Below are 21,939 nucleotides of genomic sequence, written 5' to 3' on the forward strand. Positions count from 1 at the left end.
GAGGCTTAATAATCCGAAAGAGCCAATATACTATGATGATAGTATATTGGCTTTTTTAATGTGCTTAAGAATTGTCTATCACAATGAGACTAAGCACTTGGTTTAACATCTTTTATTCATATCTACATTTGTATTATGAAGCGATAACGCTAGTATAATATCCATATTTTCATTACAATAAAGCAACAATGCTAAAGACGCATTTCCGATGACAGTTTTGGACTTTTATACCTGAATATCATTGGTCTTGTTCTATTTTAGCGATGACGCTAATGGTCATATTCATTACTTCATATACTTGCTGGCGATGATGCCAGTGAGACAAAGGATACTTATGTTTCCCCATATCACTGCACAGCGCCCATCTATGCCTCTTACCAAAGCGAGAAAAAATATCTTACTTCAAACAGAGAAACATCATCTGAACATTGCTATCGGAATAGCGTTAACTTGCTTTACAGTGCAAGTGCATGCTGCCGACAATACGCAAACTTATAATGAGTTGCCAATACCAGAGACAGCATTTGAATATGAAGATTCTGAAATACCACAAGGTATGAATGAGCAGTCAACAAAATCAGATACGGCTGAACAAAATCGCAAGGTAGTGAGCAAAGAGTTTATTGCTGAGCAAGCTAAGCTATTTTTTGATTGTACCCAAGTACATACCAGTGCTGCACGTTTGGCCTGTTTTGATAAAGTGGCTGATCAAGGTAAAACGCCGAGCTACACCACGACCAAACAGCCATTGGATTTAGCAAAAACCTTTCAAAGTACGATTTCAGGCAATCCACAAGTGGTATTTGCTGAGGCTGAAACGGCTATGAGTGGTACGACGGTTGAAGATGCAGATACTATTTTAGTGAGCAATCAACGACTCGCAAAAAGCAACTTGGAGAAAAACGACAGCGTAGAAACGGAAGATGATACCAATACTGAGGCACAGATTTTATCTAACATAGGTGTCACTCAGACTGATATCGAAAAATATACACCACTGAGCTTATCTTACGATTTGGATAAAAACAGTGAGCGCGGGACTTGGACCGTAAGACCGTATCGACCGACTTATCTATTACCGCTATTTTATACTTTTGACCCTAATTTAAACCCAAGCACACCAACGCGGGAAACAGAGTCTTTCACTTCTAATGATGTCAGAGAGTCTGAGTTAAAATTCCAGATATCTTTAAAATCTAAAGTTGCAGAAGATTTATTCGATAGTAATGCTGACTTGTGGTTTGGTTATACGCAAGAGTCACATTGGCAGGTCTATAACGAAGATAACTCACGTCCATTCCGTGCGACTGACTATCAGCCCGAAATATTCCTGACCCAACCTGTCACCGCCAACCTGCCTTTTGGCGGGCGTCTGCGTATGTTGGGTGCTGGTGCCATTCACCATTCTAATGGACAAGATGATCCTTTATCACGTTCATGGAACCGTGCTTATCTGATGGCAGGCGCAGAGTGGGGCAAGCTATCGATCGTACCGCGCTTATGGGCTCGAGTAAATAACGAGAGTAGTAGTACAGATGATAACCCAGATATTGAAGACTATATGGGCTATGGCGATATCAAGTTCTTATATGATTTGCCTGATCAACAAAGCTTGAGCGGAACCCTTCGCTATAATCCAGGCACCAATAAAGGCGCGGCGCAACTAGATTATATTTATCCATTGTCAGAAAACATCAATGGTTATGTGCAGCTTTTCCAAGGTTATGGTGAGTCTATCATCGACTACAATCATGAAAACACCTCTATCGGTTTCGGTATTGTGCTGAATGATTGGCGCGGTTTTTAATAGCTTGTCTACTTACAGTAATTTATGCGGCGATTAGCGGCTTACCAAACTGGATTATGGCTGGCAGAGTATCTAGATATACGCTGCCAGTTATGCCGTGTTTATCGTAGCTCTCCACAGTCTCAACTGTTACAAAGCCAATCAACGCTAAGTAGTAATAGCAATGATCCACTAAATACCAATACAGTCTTTAGACCTTCAAATAATAACTCCCTCTCTGCCAAGTTGATCCAACAGGCTTATCACCTCTTAAGTAGAGGGCTACTGTGTGCTCACTGTCATCATAGTATCGTTTGGTTACCCAAGCCTTTCGAGGTTGATATTTCTGCTGGTACTTCATTGCCTATTCAGGCCACCACTTATTACGACTATCCGATGCGTCAAGCCATTAGAGGCTTTAAACATCACGAAGATATAACCAAACTGCCAATACTACTGCATGCCATACGTCAGTTACCACGGCCGCGTGGTTGTCATCATGATAATAGCGTGATTGTCGCCATGCCAACGACCGATCAACGGTTGGTAAAACGTGGATTCGATCCAGTGAGTATTTTATCGGCACAACTGTCCAAGCACTGGCGGATACCATTGTGGCACGGCGTGATGAGAGTTGATGATACGATCAGTCAGCAAGGACTCACGCGTGCTGAACGCTTGAGTAATTTGGACAATGCTTTTGTATTGATAGAAACCCCTCCCGTCAAACGCTTATTACTATTCGATGATGTTGCAACCACAGGTGCCAGCTTACAGGCATTAGGGCGTGTACTGTCTGTACCAAAAGCAACCGTGTTAGATAATCAAAATCATAGCAACTATCTCCTGTCTGCCTATGCGTTAGCACATGGAAGTCAGCCTTAATAGCGATTTTCATCCACTCAAAATATACTAATATGTTGCTAATTTGTTACCTTAGCGCTATATTGTGAAAACTGTATATATTAAATTGTTGGCTATTAACAAAATATTTTTCTCACCGCTGAATTGAATAATACGATAAAAATGACGAGTTCTAGATAGCTTGTGCTATTGACGCATCCGCTATTACTTCGTTATTAAATAGCAACTAAAAATTATGGAATAAAAATTGCAGGTTTTATGTTCTATAAACATAAAAAGTTTAGCGAAAATACTATAAAAATATGAGTCCATGATTAATGCTTTCAGCGGAACTTAGCATCGCTATCAGACAGACAACGGCCGTTATAAATAGGGATTTGATGTGAACGCATCTACAAATAGTCTACCAATCAGTTTACGAATGAACAGCTCCGGATTTACTCTAATTGAGCTGATGGTAACAATTGCTGTACTTGCCATTATCGTTAGTATCGCGGGACCTAATATTAGTACCCAACTTGCCAATCAGCGTGTGAAATCTACTACTTCGACACTACTTACTGCATTAAAAGAAGCTAAGGTCGAAAGTATTATCCGCCGTCAAGATATAACGGTTATATATGATGACACTGTTAGCCCTCAGACGATTACACTGCAAGCTAATAATGTCGATATATCTAGCTACGATATCAGTGACAGGAGTACGGTTACTCAGACGATTACACCGTCTACTGTAAATAACATTGTTTTTAAACCAAATAAGACAATAGATAATAGCGCGACAGTCCTATATACGATCTGTGATAGCGGGTCTGATAATGAGACACCTAAACAAGTAGAACTCACTACAATTGCTAATGTTAATACTATGAATGCTGGGAGCTGTTGATGAATACTAAAAGCACGCAAGCAGGCGTAGGACTAATAGAAGTGATGGTGTCATTACTGTTACTAGCTGTGGCTGTTTTAGGATTTAGTGCCATGCAAATGTCAGCGATAAAAGCAACAGACGAGAGTCTAATGCGCACACGATCTTTGACCATCATGAGAGGTGGTGCTGAAACGATGCGCCTTAATCCAAGTGGTATTAGTGCTTTTAAAACTGCTATAAATAGTTCTTCGGATTCGATAAGTATTGACGGTGTTAGTATAACTAAGGACAGCTGCATAAAAAATACAGATACTGTTCCCGTAGCAGCAGACAGTTGTACTATCGACCAGCTTGCAACGCGTGATGGATTGTTGATGAAATCTTATGCAGCCCAAAATGATATTAATGTTGGCATGGTTCCAGGCGGTTGTCCCGATACATCGGGTAACCAAGAACGTCAGTGTTTTGTAGCTAGTTGGGGAGACACAACCGTTGCGTTAGATAATACTGCAGAAGATGCATGCGCCAACGCAAATGGTACTTATAAGAATGGTGCAGAGTGCTTTATTATGGAGGCTTACTGATGATATTTTCTCATAACCGTGAATATAGCCATTACAATCAGGCAGGTTTTACTTTAATAGAGCTAATGATCTCCTTAGTCCTTGGTCTAATAGTATCTGCTGCTGTTATTCAAGTTTATATAATTAATGTAAAAACCAGTAGTATCCAAGCGAGTGGCAGCGAGTTACAGGATGCAAGTGTATTTGGACTACAGCAACTAGAAAAACACATGCGACTAGCGAATCTTGGCAACCCCACTACTCAGATTGATAGTACTACTGTAAACGGTGGCATTGTATTGACAGGTGCTAATCTTGGTATTACAGCAGCGACTTATAGCGATACTGGTTATTTGACGAGACGAGCTGGTGATAGTACTAGTGGTACTAATGGTTGGACAGGCGTTTCAAACACTACTGTAGGCAGTGATCAACTAACCATTCAATATACTAATATTACAGGCAATACCTTGAGTGACTGTGAAGGATCAGATGTTGCGGTGAATGACATTGTAGTAGAACGTTATTTTTTACGTCAAGCGACAGGTGCGAGCAGTACGGGAGTTATTAGAGACTTAGTCTTAGCCTGTGATGCAGGACGTGTTAATCAAGCTGGTGGCATAGACACGACACCAACGGACTCACGTCGTTTCGGCCAAGCAGGTCAGGAGTTCATCGTTAATGCTGACCAGTTTAAAGTTTTATTAGGTATACAAGAAGTTAGTGGCGCTAATGCTGGACAGGTGATGTATCTACCCAGCAGCGCATATCTAGCTATCACGACAGATAGGCCAGCAATAACAGCTCTTAAGGTAGGCATTATTGTACATGGAAGCACGGCTGTATTAGGTAGTGCTGACCAAGATGAATTTATTTTATTAGGTCAAGACAACAATCTAAAGACAGATGCTAATCGTACGAGACAAGTGCGTTCGACTTATGAGGCTACGACCTTACTACGTAATGCACGTGTAGTAAATGTAAGTACTAGCTTATCACCCTGAGTAGAGAGACCAAAAATGACTCATTACCACTATCCATCAAATTTGAAAGCAAAAAATGTCGATATTAGCTTGACATATCGAAGTACTGAGCAAGGTGCAACGCTAGTAGTGGTTCTACTATTTCTGGTTCTTATAATGTTGGCAGGGGCTATAGCGGTTAGACAGAGTAATACAGATCTGAAGATTGCTACCAGTGATCAGATTAATACTGTCTTATTACAGTCGTCTGATAGTGCTAACCAAAAGTTAGAAGCGATGATTAATGGTAGTTCAACATCTACTGAGTACCTAGATGTCACTAGTGTGGCAGGAGTTTTTGGTCACTTCTTATTAAATGAAGAAAACTCAGAAAATGAGTTTATCTATTGCTTTAATCCTCGTACGAAAAAATATCTGACGGCAAATGCGACAGTGAGACAAGCTACGGGTGGTTACTGGAGTAGTTTGAATAATGGTATATGTGATTACACAAGTGCAGATGGATATACTAGCGCAAGACAAACTGTTGTTACGCAAATAAGTGTAACAACCACTCCTACTGCTGCTGATGCAGAAGCTTTTGGTCATATGGTTCTTGGTAAAGAAGTTGAGGATAGAACAAGCAAAAAGTATCAGTTTGATATTCGAGCTGCTTCCGCTTTGCCATCTTATAGTGAGCCTGTAGATACAGAGGGTTCTTGTTTTGCAAAAACAAGTATTAGCGCTAATGTAGCGTCAGGAAAAAACTCACTAAATGACTGCATGCTAGCGGCTACTACACCAAGCAAAATGCTATATGAGCAAGCGGACGTTGAAAACGTTTCTTCTTCTACTTTATGTATTCCATTTGGTAGAGCATCACTGGATCCACAGTGTGTTCTCTCTGTGACACCTTAGCACATCAATTATTGGCTCTAATATATACAAGGATAAAAGTCATGAAACGACTTGGCAACGTACTACCTGATTCTGAAAAACTTGAGTTACCCTTAAAGTACTTAGTCGTTATCATGGCATCGATGATGGCCATGCCTGTATCACAGGCAGATGTGGCTGGCAAAAAAATCGGTGATTTAGAGATTTATAAAGCAGCTGAAGGTGGTAAGACTACTATTACCATGATGCTAGATACATCAGGTAGTATGGCTGCCAATGTTTCGACCGCTGCCTGTGATCTACCCTCAGGAGTTTCTTCTAGAGGAGTTGGAAGTGAAAGCTCATCTACGTTACCAAGCTATACTAAACAATATTGTGAAGTTCGAAAGTTTTTTTATAGAAAAAGTAGTAACAATAAATGGTACCGTTGTGGTGATAGTGATGGTTTAGGAAGCTTTAGTTTTGGCACTACAGAATGCTCTACGGAGATAACACAACCAACAGTAACGGGATTGAACTCAGGCACTAATAGTGGTAATACCTATTATTTTACAAATAACGATAAACAATACGATCGCCTCACCCGTCTTAAAGATGCTATTTTTACTTTAATGGATAGTAGTCAGCTAGATTCAAGTAAGGTTTCTATTGGTATTGGTCAGTTCTCTGCACAGAGTGACCAGTTTAACAACTATACAGGTGCTGACGGTAGAAGTGGTAAAATACTGGTACCTGCAGCATTAGTAAGCGATGCACAGCGAGCTCTGATTAAGGCCTCGATAGCAGGTCTAGTGGGATCTAACGGTACTCCGACTGCAAATGCTTATGCAGAAGCGGGAGCTTATATGCTAGGTACTAACACAATGTATTATAATGGAGGTGGCAACTATAGTGGTTTTGATGATTCTGTTACTACCTCCAAAACTAATAGCAACTATATTAGTCCGTTATCATCTCCTTCTAGCTGCGATGGGCGAGGGATATACTTCCTAACAGATGGTAACCCCAACAGTTCTCCAGATCCTGCAAGAATCATGCGTACCGTCTTAAATAATAGCAGTTTTGCAGCATCTTCAGATTCACTACCCAGTGGTAGTGAAAGCAATAATGGTATGCCTGAAGTTGGTGCATTTGCTAAAGCACTTCGTGACCCAACGATTAATCCATTAGGCACGGATAGAGAGATTTATACCGCAGTTGTTGGTTTTGGCTCAGTTTTTGATGTTGATAAAACGACAGATGCAGCAAAACCGATAGCGAACCGAGTTATTAGAAATTTGTCTTATACCAATCCAAAAACTGGTGTAACAGCCAATCGTGATTTTTATAATTGTGCAAATATTTCAGATATTGATGCAAGGAACGCATGTAATTGGGGTGAAAAAGCACATGAGGATTTACCTGGTGTAGGTGGCTTCGGTGAGGGTGGTTTCTTCTCAGCACAGTCTACAGATGATATTGTCGATAGTATTATCACTTTCGTTAGTGACTTAAACCAAAACTTACCTTCTACTTCATCAGGTACTATTATTATCCCTGATGATCCATATCGTGCTGATAGCCAGCTCGCGGTTGCGTATTATCCAACGTTACAGCCTAAGGTCGCTGAAAATTCAGTAATCTGGAATGGCAATATGAAAAAATATAGCTTAAATGAAGGCACGCTGTATGGTCAAAATAACAGAAAGCTGTTCGAGAATGTAGCAGGAGAGTTAGATCCAGCAACACAAGACCTATGGTCAGATAGGGATTACCCTAATGCTAATAGCGGTGTGGAATCTGGTGGGTTTTATGCACGACTTAATACACCAACAACAGGCGTATCTACAGTCAGAGCTTTATACGTAGAAGATTTGAGAAGTGCTACTGTTGATACTACCGATGCTGATGCTACGGTATTGAGAAAATTCGGTGTAAATAGCTCAGGGCAAGTGACTTTAGATAATACGTCTTTATCGAGTACTACGTTTAATGACTCAGCGACTTATTCTGAAGACACCTTAAGAAAACTACTTAATTTTTTAGGATTTGATACCCTTCCTAGTACAGCGACGCTTGTCAAAGACATGACATTGACGACTGCTAATGCTTCAGTACCAATCAAAGTTGTTGGTGCAACAGTACACTCAACACCAGCATCAGTCTCCTATTCTGCCACTTTAGATGCTGATGGCAAAGTAACAGACCAACGTGATGATTATGTACTATTTGGTTCTACTGAAGGCGGTTTACATTTAGTAGACGCAGACGACTATAGTGCGACAGGTGATGGTGGTAGAGAAAAGTTCGTTATTATCCCAAGAGAGATACTAAAAGACTCAAACAAATCAGCTGGACTCGTTAAAGATGCAACGAAGACTGATATAGGGTCACCAAATTTTGGTATCGATGCACCATGGTTAGTGACTGCTGATTATCAATATGATTTCCCCAACTTAAGAGTCGATATTGATACTACTAATGATAAAGGCCTTTTTGCTTATGGTGGCTTACGTCTAGGTGGTGAAGCTTTTTATGGTATTGATATTCACGATCCAGACAACCCTAGTATGCTGTTTTCTATTACTCCAGCGACGACAGGTTTTAGTAGAATGGGACAGATATGGTCAAAACCGACTGAAGCAAAAATAAAAACCAGTGAGACTGATACTGGTACAGATGTGTTGGTGTTTGGTGGTGGCTATGATACGTGTTACGAAAACGAAGGTTTCCAGGTTGGCATCATTGATACAGCACTAGGTATTTGTTCGAATAAATCTTCGGCCAAAGGTAATGCTGTTTATATCATCAATGCCAATACAGGAGATTTGATATGGTCTGCTTCTAGTGACAGTACTGCATCAAGAACAGTTAGTAGTATGACAAACAGTGTTGTCGCTGGTATTACTACCCTAGACCGTGATAATGATGGTTTTATGGATCATCTCTATTTTGCAGATTTGGGTGGTCAAATATTTCGTGCAGACTTTACCAATGCAGGTTTTGTTAGGCCTGTTACATCAGGAACAGCATCACCTGAGAGCTCGTTTACCAATACAAGAGTTACCCGTGTACTAGCAAGTGCATACACAGGCACTGATACAAAATACAATTATCGTTTTTATGAGCGTCCTGTTGTAAGCTTTTATCGTAACTCGGTGACCAATGCATTATTTGCCTTAGTGAATGCTATTTCAGGCGATCGAAGCTCACCTTTATCTAAAATACGTGATACTACCAAATCCGATCGGCTATATGGCATTATCGATAATGATGTGACTAAGTCGGACAATATTTTCTATGCAAGTGACTTTGCGACGACCAGCGGCAATCAGGATGTAGTTGACTTGAGTGATGCTCAGTTATCTGCTTTGCCATCGGCTCTCGGTACTCAGCCAGCTGATGGTTATACCCTGAATCAGAAAAATGCAGTGATCAATACGATGAGAGCGGGCGCAAGCCAAGGTTGGTATTATCCACTCAACCGTTTTGATGGTTATAACAACGTTAGATATACCAAAGGCATAGGTAAGTCAGAAGTCATTAGTAACTTCCTGTATACCACCGTATATAATCCAGATATGAGTTATGGAGCTACAGATTCTTGTACAGCCAAAATTGTTGGTGGCTCAGAAAGACAGCTGTACTGCTTACCTTATGGTGTTTGTACAGATGCGACATCTAATAATGGTACGGGAGGATTTGCTAGAGCAGGCGAGGGTATCCAAGAGCTAACACTAGGCCCTCGTAGTTCAACACTGTCTAATCAGCGTTTACTTATTGGTACGCAAACACTGACTGAACGTACCCAAGATAGAGTTGATTTTGGCACTGATTCGAGTAAAGGTGGTGATAGCCCTATTGATGAAAGCCAAAGTCTGACAGTTGCTGACCAAATATCTGGTGATGGAACAGCTGGTGAGTACATATTCAATGATCGCTTCACTCTACAACCAAAAACATGGTATGAAGTAGATTAATAGGGGTCATAGCATGAATATAAGAACTTTAAAATACCAGTCAGGATTTACTCTTATTGAGCTTATGATGGTCATTGTAATAGTGGCTATTTTAGCAGCGATCGCAATTCCATCTTATCGACAGTATGTCGTGAGAAATGCTGAATCGCAAGCTCAAGCACGTATGCAGCAGTTAGAGATAGAACTAAACCGTTGGCGTGCTACTGTACTGACCTACAAAGGCTTTCAACCAAGGAAATTGGCAAGTGACGGGTCGATCAGTCATGGCTATGATGATACGGTTACTAATACAATAGTATATGTCCCAGAAGGCAGTGATAATCTAGACTTTGATTATCGGATTACCCTCGTAGATGGTAGTACAGGAAATAGTTTGGCACCTACGAGTACGGCCTACTCTACCGCAGGTAACTCATGGCGTATGTTGGCAGAGCCAAATGCAGCATTTGAAAACTCAAATGCTCAAATTATTATGACTACGAGTACAGGCGTACAGTGCAAAAGCACAGATAGAACGGTTACTAGTGCATCGACTGACTGTGGTACTGGAGAGAAGAGTTGGTAATATTTATGGCTAATAAAACATCTAAGTACTCTTTAATACAGCAGCGAGGCTTTACTTTGATCGAGCTGATGATAGTTGTTGCTATCATTGGTGTGCTAGCTGCCATTGCTTATCCAAGTTATCAGCAATATGTTATCAAAACAAAACGCACTGATATGATGAGCGAGATGCAAAACATTGCCTCAGAGATTGAGAGTCGTAAACTGGCTCAAGGCAGTTACAATACCATTAGTGCTGATATCCGTACAGACTTTGCTATCGAATATCCTAGACAAGGCACCGCACTCTACGATGTTACTATCAACCCGGATCCTTTAACAGCCCAATGGTTAATCACTGCTACTCCAAAAGTCAATACTCAGATGGCTAACGATGGTAGCCTTAGTTTAAATAACCAGGGTATCAGATGTCGTGTGATTGTGATTGGTGTAGACGCAAAATGTGGTACAGACAGTAGCTGGAACGAATAAGTTAGTAACTTATAAATGGATGGCTTCAAAGCTTCAATAATTTTACCTAATACAAATAAGTTTTGCTTACGATACTTTACGGGCTGCCCTAGAAATTTTTTCTAGGGTAGCCTTTTTTGTATTATGTCATTAATGATATAAAGTTTGTTCTTACTCTTTGACAAAAAACGTCATGCTTAATTACCTCATACAACTAAAGATCACTTAAACTGACAAATTTCAGCAATTTAACTGTAACAATAAAGGGTAGACAAAAATTGTCACTAGCTTAATTATACCACTTTATGGCTGCTGCCTACAATATTAAGCTCAGAGTAAATTGCATTTAACACCTTGTTTATTATACCTTCGCACACTGGAAGTTAAGCAATCACAAGCTATAGGTAACCAGTATTTGCAAATAGATTTTAATATCAGTAGCAATATTTCTATAGTAAAAGATAAATACAAACTAAAAAGTTGGCACATTACCTGCAACAATAATAATAAGACAGTCAGTAGGATAAGTTACTAACTTAGACTGACACCCACATTATCTATAATAGATGGCAGATAGTGATACCGAATAGCGTATCAATCGATTTGTTATCACCTTACTCTAAAGGACGTACTATGAACGCTACTACTCAAAAAGGTTTTACCTTAATCGAACTAATGATCGTTATCGCTATTATCGGTATCCTAGCTGCGATCGCTCTACCTGCTTATCAAGACTATACAGTTCGTTCACGTGTATCTGAAGGTTTCAATTTAGCAGAGCCAGCTAAGACAGCATTGTCTACTGAAGTATCTACTGTTGCTGATTTAACTAGAACAGCAACTTCTTGGAACGCACAAGCGGCGAATACAGGTGCTAACTCTAAGTATGTAGATAGTATCCAAATCACTGATGATAGTGGTCTCATCACTATTACTTATAATGCAGCCACAGTAGGTGTGGGCGCAGCAGCTAATACTCTAACTTTAACTCCTTGGACTCGTAACGGTGCAGCTGGCGCAGGTGAAGCATTTGTAGCTGCATTAACTGCTGGCAATTCTGGCTCTCTAGACTGGGCTTGTGCGTCATCAACTAATGCTCAAGCAACTGCTGATGGAATTACTGTTTTAGCAGCTGGTTCTATGGAACCAAACTTTGCTCCAGCACAGTGCCGTTAATAGCTATTTGATTATTAAAGCTTAGTATAAAAAAGCAGCCAACTGGCTGCTTTTTTATGGGCTGAATATTTTCAAAATTTGTTCAGTAAGCTATGAGAACAGGCTACAATAGCCAGAGTGATTACCTATATATTTTTAGAGTACTTTTTGAATGCTTATATATAAACTTAAAGCTTTTGGCTGGCATTTAGTAGCCAGTTTAATGATTGCAGCTGTTAGCTTAGTAATCGTTTTGTGTGTGTGGTATCCACAGCCTCTATATCAGGCAACTGGAGTAATTAAGATATTTTTGATTATGCTTGGGATAGATATTATATTGGGACCTTTGCTAACATTTATTGTGTATAAACCTAACAAGAAAACTCTTAAATTTGACCTGACCGTAATTGTCTTACTACAATTAGCAGCATTTTCATATGGGTTTTATCATGTCTATGATGGGCGTCCTGTTTGGATCGCTTATAATGTAGATCGGTTTGATCTTGTCAAAAATAATGAGATAGATACTCGGAAGATTGCAGAGGCATTACCAGAATATAGACAAGTTAGTCATTGGAAACCAAAATACGTTGCTGCCATTATTCCTGCAGGTGATATAGAAGCAAGCAATGAAATATTATTTGATGAGGTCGGTTTGGGTGTTGCTCCGTCACAGCGTCCAGAGCTATATCAACCACTTGGAGCTGTAGATAATATCATTGTGACAAGAGCCAAGCTTATTGATGAGTTATATAACTATAACACTGAAGGACAAGTAGATAAGATCTTGTCTCAATATCCAACAGCAGACGGCTATTTACCATTAAAGGCTAGTGCTTCAAATATGGTAGTATTAATTGATAAGAAAGAAGGTGGAAAAATTGTTGACATCGTAGATTTGCGACCTTGGTAAGCTAGTCATGTTCTTCTGATGCTTTTTGTAGTTAGATTTAGGAGTTGCTATGAAATATATGATTGCTGCTGTACTAATTAGTTCTCTCATTTTTTTTCTAATTATTTTGCTGATAAATGCAAGTGGACTTATGCCCCCTCAAAGTATATTGCAGTTTAGTTGGGTTATATGGGGCGTATTAACTGTTTTATGCTATCCTTTGGCTAGAAAAATCATGGTTTAAGCTGTGGAATATGCTGTATAAATTGATAAAATAATAGCTTTTGAACCTATTTGTGTCATGCTCAAAAAACTGAAGTCGTGTAGTTCATTGTCTTACAACCATTCAAGATAATTATTATCGAAGTAACTTATCTCAAAAAATGAGACACAAAAAACCACCTAATAGCATATCACCATTAGGTGGTTTTTTGTGTCTCAAGATATTAAACCAACTAAAATTGAGATTTTAAATCGCTAATTATTTCTCTAAATATTGAATCTTACCTTCCACGCCATCCCACTTTGCCGCTTCCGGCAACTGATCTTTCATCTCAGTGATATTCGGCCACTTTTGCGCCAATTCTTCATTGAGCTGGGTAAACATCTCTTGGCTTTTTGGCACTTCATCTTCTGAAAAGATGGCATTGGCAGGACATTCAGGCTCGCATAGCGCACAGTCGATGCACTCATCAGGATCGATGACGAGGAAGTTTGGACCTTCATAAAAGCAGTCCACAGGACAGACTTCTACACAGTCGGTGTATTTGCAAAGGATGCAGTTATCTGTAACGACAAAGGTCATAGTGATGTCTACCTGTTATTGGCTTAGGGCTAAATAGAATAGATTAAAATAAAGCGTATTTTAACGCCTTTATGACTAATTGACAATTCCCTTTAATGACTAATGATTTTCTTTAAATGATAAAGTAAATCGTGTGCTTGCTTGGGTGTTAGGCTGTCAGGATCAATGGCGTGCAGTTCGTCTTGCAAGCTAAATAACTGATTTTGTTGTGGAATAGTTCCCATACTTTGACGTTGGCCATCAATACTTATGGTTGCCTTGTCTGTTTCAATATCATAAACCTGTTCACGTTTATCCTTTACTGACTTAGCTAAGTCATTTTTATCATCAATAGGTCGTTCTTTTTCTGCTTTTAGATTATCTAACTTTACATTATCTGCCGTTAAGTTATCTAATAAGTAGCGTTTGGCATCATTTAGTACTTGAGTAGGGATACCAGCCATCTTCGCCACATGCAGTCCAAAGCTAGAGCTTGCTGCACCCTGCTTGATTTGATGAAGTAATAATAACTGACCATCGATCTCACTGGCTGCAACGTGCACATTACGTATACTAGATTGATCTTTCTCATTATTTTTCGCCAACTGTGTTAGCTCAAAGTAATGAGTGGCAAATAGTGTCAGACAGCCAATCTCTACCAATCGATTGACACAAGCATGGGCGATGGCCAAACCGTCAGTGGTAGCTGTACCGCGTCCGACTTCGTCCATCAGTACCAATGACTTATCCGTTGCTTGATTAAGGATATTAGCGGTTTCAATCATCTCCACCATAAACGTCGATTTACCGCCTGCCAAATCATCAGCTGAGCCAATACGGGTAAAAATACGATCGATATCACCGATATGAGCACTCGCTGCTGGGACGAAGCTGCCGCAATGAGCGAGTAACACAATCAGTGCGGTTTGGCGCATATAGGTAGATTTTCCGCCCATATTAGGGCCAGTAATCATTAGTAGTCGCTCAGGATTTTCATTGCTGCCTACTGTTTGACCAAGAATACAATCATTGGCAACGAACTGGGTAGGGTGTTTCGCCTTACTTTGAGTCACGCTATTTGTTGTCTGTAAGGCTGCTTCAACAACGACATGGCGACCTTGTTTAATATTGATGCTAGTTTGATTGCGAGTATCTATAGTGTGTTCTGAATTGTTACTCATTACTGGACGCTGCCAGTTATAATCCAAAGCGAGCTGCGCCCAATTACTCAGCACATCTATCTGCGCGATGGCGGCGCTAAGCTGTTGTAGGTCAGCTAAATGACTGCTCAAGACAGTTAATAGCTCTTGATACAATTGTTTTTCCCGAGTTAATGCTAACGTCTGTGCGCTTAGATATTCTGTCTCGACTTCTTTTAATTCATCCGTGATAAAACGCTCGCTACTTTTGAGTGTTTGCCGACGGATAAAGTGCGCTGGTGCATTTTTCGCCTGCATTTTGGGCAACTCGAAATAAAAGCCGCTGACTTTATTAAAGCCAACTTTTAGACTGGGCAGTTGACTGTCTTGACGTGCGCGCTCGACCATTTCATCCAAAGTTACTTGGATGTTGTCATGTAAATGAGTCAGGCGATCAAACTCTTCATCATAGCCAGCAGCAAGCATGCCACCATCCCGAATATGGGCAGGTGGTTCTATGACAATGGCTCGCTCTATCAGCTCGGCCACGGATTGTATGGCAGGTAACTGAGCTGGCAGTTGTTGCATAAGCATCGGTAATAGACCAGCATGCTCATGGCTAATACCTGATTCATTGAGTAAGGTCGTCAGTTGGTTGCTACTGGCAATGCCATCGACAAGTTTACGTAAATCACGGGGCTTAGCGCTCATCAGACCGATGCGACTACTGATTCGCTCAACATCACCGATGGCATGTAGCGTCTCGCGTAAGTTTGTCACCAGTGAGCTATCTTTTGAGCTTTGAGCAGGTTGGGTTGAATGACCCTCTGTATTCAATAGAGATGCTATCGCGTCCAAACGCATATTGATACGCGCATGTTGACGGAGTGGGCGCTTCATTTGTTGTACTAGCAATCGTCTACCCATTGGAGTCTGGCAATGATTTAATATGGATATCAATGAAGTTCCGTTGCTGCTAACAGGCGTAAACAGCTCAAGATTCTGTTGGCTATTGGCATCAATAATCAGATAGTCGTCGTTGTATTCTACGATTAACTGATTGAGTTGTGGTACATGGCGTTGCTGCGTTTGCCGTGCATAATGAATGAGCGCTGCACAGCTAGATTGAGCCAGTGCTGCATCACTAATACCCAATCCATCGAGACGTTGTACCTCAAATTGCTGGCATAAGGTCGAGCTGGCATGCTCAGGATGAAAGTCATTGGCAGCGACTTCTATAATAGGGCAGTCAAGATTTTGACGTAACCATAATATCCACGCTGCATCAGTATCGCCAATACTATCGCTGAGTGCTTCACTAATGATGCATTCACTAGGAGCAAAGCGTGCGAGTACCGTCAGCATTTGAGTTTGCAAACCTTCGATATCATCGTGATCCGCACTGAGGGTTTGCGTGGTCAACGTTCCAGCGGCCAAGTCCATTTGGCTAATAGCAGCTTGCAGAGATTGTTTGCTATTTGCTTTGGGTATGGCAATATCAATGGCAACGACAGTAGGCGTATGGTTTGGCGCGATTAATGCATCATCTGTAATCGTCCCTGCTGTCAAAGTCTTAACCACTTCGCGGCGCATGATGCTAGCAGCAGCAGATTTACTTTTGTCTTTCTTTTGCTTGTCGCCCATTGCAGGGACGTTGGCCTTGTCACTAGCATTACCAGTTGTTGATTCGTCAATTTGTTCGCAGACAACTACTGTCTGACCAGCCGCGATCAAGCGTGCCATATAGCTATCGGCAGCATGGAACGGCACACCTGCCATGGCTATCGTGTTGCCTGCTTTATCCGTACCACGGCGAGTGAGCGTGATATCCAATATGTGTGCTGCGCGCTTGGCATCGTCAAAAAACAGCTCATAAAAATCACCCATCCGGTACAGCAGCAGCGCTTGTGGATAGTTGGCTTTCATGGTTAGATATTGCACCATCATCGGCGTATGATCGGCCAAGTTATAAACGCTATCGCCTATCATTAAATGGTCAGCAGTTAATGGCTCAGAGCTGTGTTGAGCGCTAACTTTTTTTGACGTGGCATCTATTGATGGGTTAGGTTTTGAGGTATTAGAGTTTTGAGCGGATGGCTTAACGGTCATGCAGAGTCTCTTATAGGTTTAAATACAAATGGTGCTTAAACATTAAATGAATTTTTATTGATGATTTTCAGTAAATGGGCATTGGATAAGCAGGGTTAAATATTAAATCTAGGTATTGAATCAAAGAATAAATGAGAAAAACATTGGATGATGAGTTCTTATTGTTTTGGTTGAATCGTACTAAAAACCTTCGTTTACAATGGGTCATAACGGGTGAATTACACCCTAATAAATTCGATAGATTTGAGTATGCAAGCATCATTTTAACACGTCCTACTGAGCTTTTATGTTGGCAAATATCTACTCGTTGCCCTTGTATCCATCAGCAGCATAACCATATATAATGGCGTCACACTTAATTGGGCAATACTTCATTAGGCGATACTTCATTGAGTGGTATAGTCAGAGAACTACTAAATAGCTATGGCGTTATCCTCCTTAGATGTACGACTTGTACTATCTGCAGTCGGCTGCCTTGTAGCTGTTTTAGACTACTTTGACTATAGTTAGCCGGATAATGACAAGGCAGCGAGCTAAGCGTTGGCTAATGCGCACTAATTATCGAATATTTCCATAGGTCAAAAAATTATGTTATCAAAGATTATAGGCAGTGTCGTTGGCACTAAAAACGAGCGTGAATTGAAACGCATGCGTAAAGTGGTCAGCAAAATCAACGCACGAGAGGCCGAAATACAAGCCCTGTCTGATGAGCAATTACAACAAAAAACCGCAGAGTTTAAAGCGCGTCATCAAAATGGTGAAAGCTTAGATGCATTGTTGCCAGAAGCTTTTGCCGTCTGCCGCGAAGCATCACTACGTGTCAATGGTATGCGTCACTACGATGTGCAGCTGATCGGTGGTATCACCTTGCACGAAGGCAAAATCGCTGAGATGAAAACCGGTGAAGGTAAAACCTTGATGGGTACCTTGGCTATGTATCTAAACGCTATCAGTGGTAAAGGTGTACATCTGGTCACGGTCAATGATTACTTGGCCGCGCGTGATGCTGAATTAAACCGTCCGTTGTTTGGATTTTTGGGCATGACGGTTGGCGTTATTTATTCGCAGCAGCCGCCACAAGAAAAAATCGCCGCTTACCAAGCCGATATTACTTATGGTACCAATAACGAATATGGTTTTGATTACCTACGCGATAACATGGTCTTTAAGTTAGAAGAGAAAAAACAGCGCGCCCTAAACTTCTGTATTATTGATGAAATTGATTCTATCTTAATTGATGAAGCACGTACGCCGTTGATTATTTCAGGCCAAGCCGAAGATTCGTCACGTATGTATGCGCTGATTAATACAATTATTCCTGTGCTAATCCGTTCAAAAGATGAAGAAGCCAATAAGAATAACGAAGAAGAAGATTTCTGGATTGATGAAAAGAACCGTCAGATTGAGATTAGCGAGAAAGGCTACGAAAAAATCGAGCGTTTCTTAATCGAAGTCGGTGAGCTTGGTGAAAATGAAAGCTTATATAGCCCAAGTCGTTTGCCACTATTGGCTCACGTACAAGCCGCTATTCGTGCCCATCATGTGTTTGTCAAAAACGTTCATTACATCGTTGATGAAGGCGAAGTGGTCATCGTTGATGAAAATACTGGCCGTACAATGCCTGGTCGTCGTTGGTCAGAAGGTCTGCATCAAGCAGTAGAAGCAAAAGAAAATGCCGAAATTCAAGCAGAAAACCAAACGCTTGCGACCACTACATTCCAGAACTATTTCCGTCTGTATGAAAAGTTATCAGGCATGACTGGTACGGCTGATACTGAAGCCGCAGAATTTAAGTCTACGTATGACCTAGATGTCATCGTCATTCCAACGCATGAGCCGATTGCTCGTATTGATATGGATGATCAGATCTTCTTAACTAAGTTAGGTAAATACAAAGGCATCATCCGCGAGATCAAAGAGATTCAAGCCAAAGGCGCACCAGTATTGGTTGGTACGGCGACGATTGAAGCCAGTGAAGAGTTGTCTTACTTATTGGATCAAGAAAACGTCAAGCATAACGTCTTGAATGCCAAGCAGCATGAGCGTGAAGCTGAAATTATCGCTCAGGCAGGTAGCCCAAAATCTGTCACCATCGCGACCAACATGGCAGGTCGTGGTACCGATATTATCCTTGGTGGTAACTGGCAGTCGTTTATTGAAGATATTGATTCTGTCAGCCCTGAAGAAATGCAGCGCCTAAAAGCCCAGTGGCAAGTTAAGCATGACCAAGTGGTAGCCGCGGGTGGTTTGCATATCATTGGTTCTGAGCGTCATGAATCACGCCGTATTGATAATCAGCTACGTGGTCGTGCTGGTCGTCAGGGTGATCCAGGTATGTCGCGCTTCTTCTTGTCATTAGAAGATGATCTCATGCGTATCTTCGCAGGCGATCGCGTCGTTAATATGATGCGTGCGATGGGTCTCAAAGAAGACGAAGCCATCGAACATAAAATGGTATCCAAATCAATTGAGAACGCGCAGGGTAAAGTAGAAAGCCGCGATTTTGATGCCCGTAAAAACTTGCTGAAATATGATGATGTTGCCAATGAGCAGCGTAAAGTCATCTATGGTCAGCGTGATGATTTATTGGCAGAGATGGATTTGCTCGATGCTCTTGAAGTGATGCATCGTGAAGTCTACAACGCAATGATAAACCAATTTATTCCGCCGGGCTCTATCGATGACCAATGGAATGTCGACGGTCTTGAAGATGAGCTAGAAGACGAGTTCAAAATCTCAATGCCGATTAATGATTGGCTTGATGAAGATCGTCGCTTAGATGAAGAAGGACTGCGTGAAAAAATCGTCCAAACAGCACTAGAGCGTTATCATGGTCGCCGTGACCAGATGGGTGAACAAGACGCAGCTCAGCTTGAGCGTCACTTTATGCTCCAGAGTTTAGATAAACACTGGAAAGAGCATTTGACCCAGATGGATCAGCTCCGTAAAGGTATTCATCTACGTGGCTATGCACAGAAAAACCCTGAGCAAGAATATAAGCGTGAATCGTTTGAGTTATTTCAGATGATGCTTGGTGCTATTAAGTCTGAGACCGTACAAGATTTATCACGTGTACATATTCCAACCAAAGAAGAGTTAGAAGCGTTAGAGATTCAGCAACGTGAAAATGCCGCTCATATGCAAATGCAGTTCGAGCATGATGGTGTTGATAACCTAGATAGCAACGGAGACAGTAACGAAAATAGAGTTGCTGGTCAGGCGCAAGCCCAAAGTAGTACTATAGGTGGCGGTGTTGCAGCAGCTGGTGTGAGCGGTGCTATAGCAGGTGATGGTGAACCAAATCCATATGCTGGCTCGAATATCAGTCGTAATGCACTTTGTCCTTGTGGTTCAGGCCTCAAGTACAAACAATGTCATGGTAAAATATAGTTTCGACTATCCATAAACACATATCAAATATGGGTATTTGAGCATTAGTAGTGATGTATTAGTCGCGTATTATGAAAGGCCCTTATCTGAAGCGGATAGGGGCTTTTTCGTAGTCGCTAGTATCATTCTATAATTTTTCGATAGTAAAGCTGACTCTGTTAAAATTCTCAGTTATGCTGTATTGATTGCTTACAAATTCGGCATAGGCGTAAATTTATCGAAAGGCTATAGTGTTTAACATGTTTATTTGGGAGTGTGTTATGAGTGTGGAGTTATTAAAACGGTTACGTGGATCAGTAGTGGTTACCGCACTGCTTGCGGGTGTTCTATCTATCAGTGCCTGTCAGCAAAAGTCAGAGACAGATGTCGACATGGCGCATGGTGCTGATACTGAAGAAACAATACCGATGTCTGCCGAACCTGCTGAACCTAATAATATAATCATCGATACATCAGATACGTCTGTAGATGAAGTCGAAGAGGGTACCGTTATTTCGGTAGATGAGGATAGCGATAGCGACGTTAACTAGACACAGTGGTGCAAAATAAGACAATCATAACTGTCACGACGCACTTTTAGTATAAGTTTTCTTCAATTGCTGTGTATAAAGCTCGCTAAAGGTTTTAATAAATGTATCCCAGAAATACATCATCTTGTAGAAAGTGAATCAATGATAGCAGTCAAAAAAAGCAACATTATCGTTGCTTTTTTTATCTGTAATTTTTGGGAAATTGGTCAGACATTATTTGTTTGTAGTACCAGATTCAGACTCATGCTCTAAAAACCCTTCTTCCGTCACATCTAACTCTTCATGCTTCAGCGCTACTTGGATGGTATCGGTATGCTTATGTGTGGTCTTGCTGATATCGACTTCTTGGATAACATAAGTATCTTTGGTAATAGTGGCTACTTGTCGAGATAAGACTATTTCGACAGGTTCATCACCAATTTCAATTTGCTTACCGTTGACAGTGACGACGGCTTTACTATCAAGTGATGGCTCAACATGACGCAGTATGTCCTGCTTATCGTAATCACCAGATAACAGATCCTGGCTGGCCGCGTCATGGTATTCAGGGCGAATAGTAATATACTCTTCTACGAGCTCAATAGGTACATCAATGGTTTTGGTGCGTGCATGCTTGGTGACGGTTACTTTGCCCACATCTAGACGTTCTTTATTAATGACAGGACGTTCTTCTAACAGCTCTAAATAGCCAGATTTCTCTGCATTGCTGAGTTTTTTTATATCACGTTCCTCATTAGATAGTGGTGCTTGCTCTTCATGAGTACTGTCTTTGTGAAATCTATTATTGTTATCAATCGTCATCATAATTTCCTTATAATTGGGCAGTATTTATAGTTATACAGCTAATGGAGCGTCAATATTAAAAAGTTTGGTTGATTTAACGTTATTATTAATTTTGTCAGACCCATTAGCAAAAAAAAGACCAGAGACATGCTCTGATCTTAATTCACTAAGTAAATATCTTTAGTTGCTCATTACTATCGCGTTTTGCTTGGAAAATGCTTTTAGCAAGAGCCCAGCAAAG

16 protein-coding genes are annotated in these 21,939 nt (G+C 40.9%); 13 read left to right on the forward strand and 3 right to left on the reverse strand.

The window, feature by feature from the left end:
• Window positions 1-334: 334 nt before the first annotated feature.
• The 11 genes from I6E83_RS01935 to tfpZ all read left to right on the forward strand — a co-directional run bounded on the left by I6E83_RS01935 (window position 335) and on the right by tfpZ (window position 12,984).
• Window positions 335-1,807 (forward strand): phospholipase A, encoded by a 1,473-nt coding sequence (locus I6E83_RS01935; protein WP_197099749.1) that lies wholly within the window; start codon window positions 335-337, stop codon window positions 1,805-1,807.
• Between the two features lie 24 nt (window positions 1,808-1,831).
• Window positions 1,832-2,671 (forward strand): ComF family protein, encoded by an 840-nt coding sequence (locus tag I6E83_RS01940; RefSeq protein ID WP_197099750.1) that lies wholly within the window; start codon window positions 1,832-1,834, stop codon window positions 2,669-2,671.
• Between the two features lie 361 nt (window positions 2,672-3,032).
• Complete coding sequence (locus tag I6E83_RS01945) at window positions 3,033-3,539, forward strand: prepilin-type N-terminal cleavage/methylation domain-containing protein (protein ID WP_227686568.1); 507 nt, start codon at window positions 3,033-3,035, stop codon at window positions 3,537-3,539.
• A complete protein-coding gene (locus I6E83_RS01950; protein ID WP_197099751.1) occupies window positions 3,539-4,105 on the forward strand; it encodes a prepilin-type N-terminal cleavage/methylation domain-containing protein in 567 nt (188 codons plus the stop codon). The genes I6E83_RS01945 and I6E83_RS01950 overlap by 1 nt, the downstream gene beginning before the upstream one ends.
• The gene (locus I6E83_RS01955; RefSeq protein ID WP_197099752.1) at window positions 4,105-5,088 is read left to right on the forward strand and encodes a PilW family protein; all 984 of its coding nucleotides are present in this window, start codon (window positions 4,105-4,107) and stop codon (window positions 5,086-5,088) included. Before I6E83_RS01950 ends, I6E83_RS01955 begins: the two co-directional genes overlap by 1 nt.
• Before the next feature lie 15 nt (window positions 5,089-5,103).
• Window positions 5,104-5,964 carry a pilus assembly protein PilX gene (locus I6E83_RS01960; protein WP_197099753.1) on the forward strand — a complete coding sequence of 287 codons (861 nt, stop codon included), beginning with the start codon at window positions 5,104-5,106 and terminating at the stop codon, window positions 5,962-5,964.
• A gap of 41 nt (window positions 5,965-6,005) precedes the next feature.
• A complete protein-coding gene (locus I6E83_RS01965) occupies window positions 6,006-9,902 on the forward strand; it encodes a pilus assembly protein PilY (protein ID WP_197099754.1) in 3,897 nt (1,298 codons plus the stop codon).
• A gap of 13 nt (window positions 9,903-9,915) precedes the next feature.
• Window positions 9,916-10,467, forward strand: a complete 552-nt coding sequence (locus I6E83_RS01970; protein WP_197099755.1) for a type IV pilin protein — start codon at window positions 9,916-9,918, stop codon at window positions 10,465-10,467.
• Window positions 10,468-10,472: 5 nt separating this feature from the next.
• Window positions 10,473-10,937: a type IV pilin protein gene (locus I6E83_RS01975; RefSeq protein WP_197099756.1), complete on the forward strand. Its 465-nt coding sequence runs from the start codon at window positions 10,473-10,475 to the stop codon at window positions 10,935-10,937.
• 612 nt (window positions 10,938-11,549) lie between these two features.
• Window positions 11,550-12,092 (forward strand): pilin, encoded by a 543-nt coding sequence (locus I6E83_RS01980; protein ID WP_197099757.1) that lies wholly within the window; start codon window positions 11,550-11,552, stop codon window positions 12,090-12,092.
• Window positions 12,093-12,243: 151 nt separating this feature from the next.
• A complete protein-coding gene (gene tfpZ, locus I6E83_RS01985; protein WP_197099758.1) occupies window positions 12,244-12,984 on the forward strand; it encodes a TfpX/TfpZ family type IV pilin accessory protein in 741 nt (246 codons plus the stop codon).
• Between the two features lie 460 nt (window positions 12,985-13,444).
• On the opposite strand, the gene fdxA is transcribed toward tfpZ, so the two are convergent.
• Together fdxA and mutS are read right to left on the reverse strand one after the other, a co-directional pair.
• On the reverse strand, window positions 13,445-13,768 hold the full coding sequence (gene fdxA / locus I6E83_RS01990) for a ferredoxin FdxA (RefSeq protein WP_110921842.1): 324 nt from the start codon (window positions 13,766-13,768) through the stop codon (window positions 13,445-13,447).
• A gap of 92 nt (window positions 13,769-13,860) precedes the next feature.
• The gene (gene mutS / locus I6E83_RS01995) at window positions 13,861-16,995 is read right to left on the reverse strand and encodes a DNA mismatch repair protein MutS (RefSeq protein WP_197099759.1); all 3,135 of its coding nucleotides are present in this window, start codon (window positions 16,993-16,995) and stop codon (window positions 13,861-13,863) included.
• Window positions 16,996-17,583: 588 nt separating this feature from the next.
• Here mutS and secA point away from each other — a divergent pair.
• Window positions 17,584-20,385, forward strand: coding sequence for a preprotein translocase subunit SecA (gene secA, locus I6E83_RS02000; RefSeq protein ID WP_197099760.1), 2,802 nt, complete (start codon window positions 17,584-17,586; stop codon window positions 20,383-20,385).
• Between the two features lie 260 nt (window positions 20,386-20,645).
• On the forward strand, window positions 20,646-20,915 hold the full coding sequence (locus I6E83_RS02005; protein ID WP_197099761.1) for a hypothetical protein: 270 nt from the start codon (window positions 20,646-20,648) through the stop codon (window positions 20,913-20,915).
• A 213-nt stretch (window positions 20,916-21,128) separates the two neighbouring features.
• Here I6E83_RS02005 and I6E83_RS02010 read toward each other — a convergent pair whose 3' ends face one another.
• Window positions 21,129-21,716, reverse strand: a complete 588-nt coding sequence (locus I6E83_RS02010; protein ID WP_227680768.1) for a YsnF/AvaK domain-containing protein — start codon at window positions 21,714-21,716, stop codon at window positions 21,129-21,131.
• Between the last annotated feature and the right edge of the window lie 223 nt (window positions 21,717-21,939).

The organism is Psychrobacter sp. SZ93C1 (genome assembly GCF_015864635.1).
GTDB lineage: Bacteria > Pseudomonadota > Gammaproteobacteria > Pseudomonadales > Moraxellaceae > Psychrobacter > Psychrobacter fozii.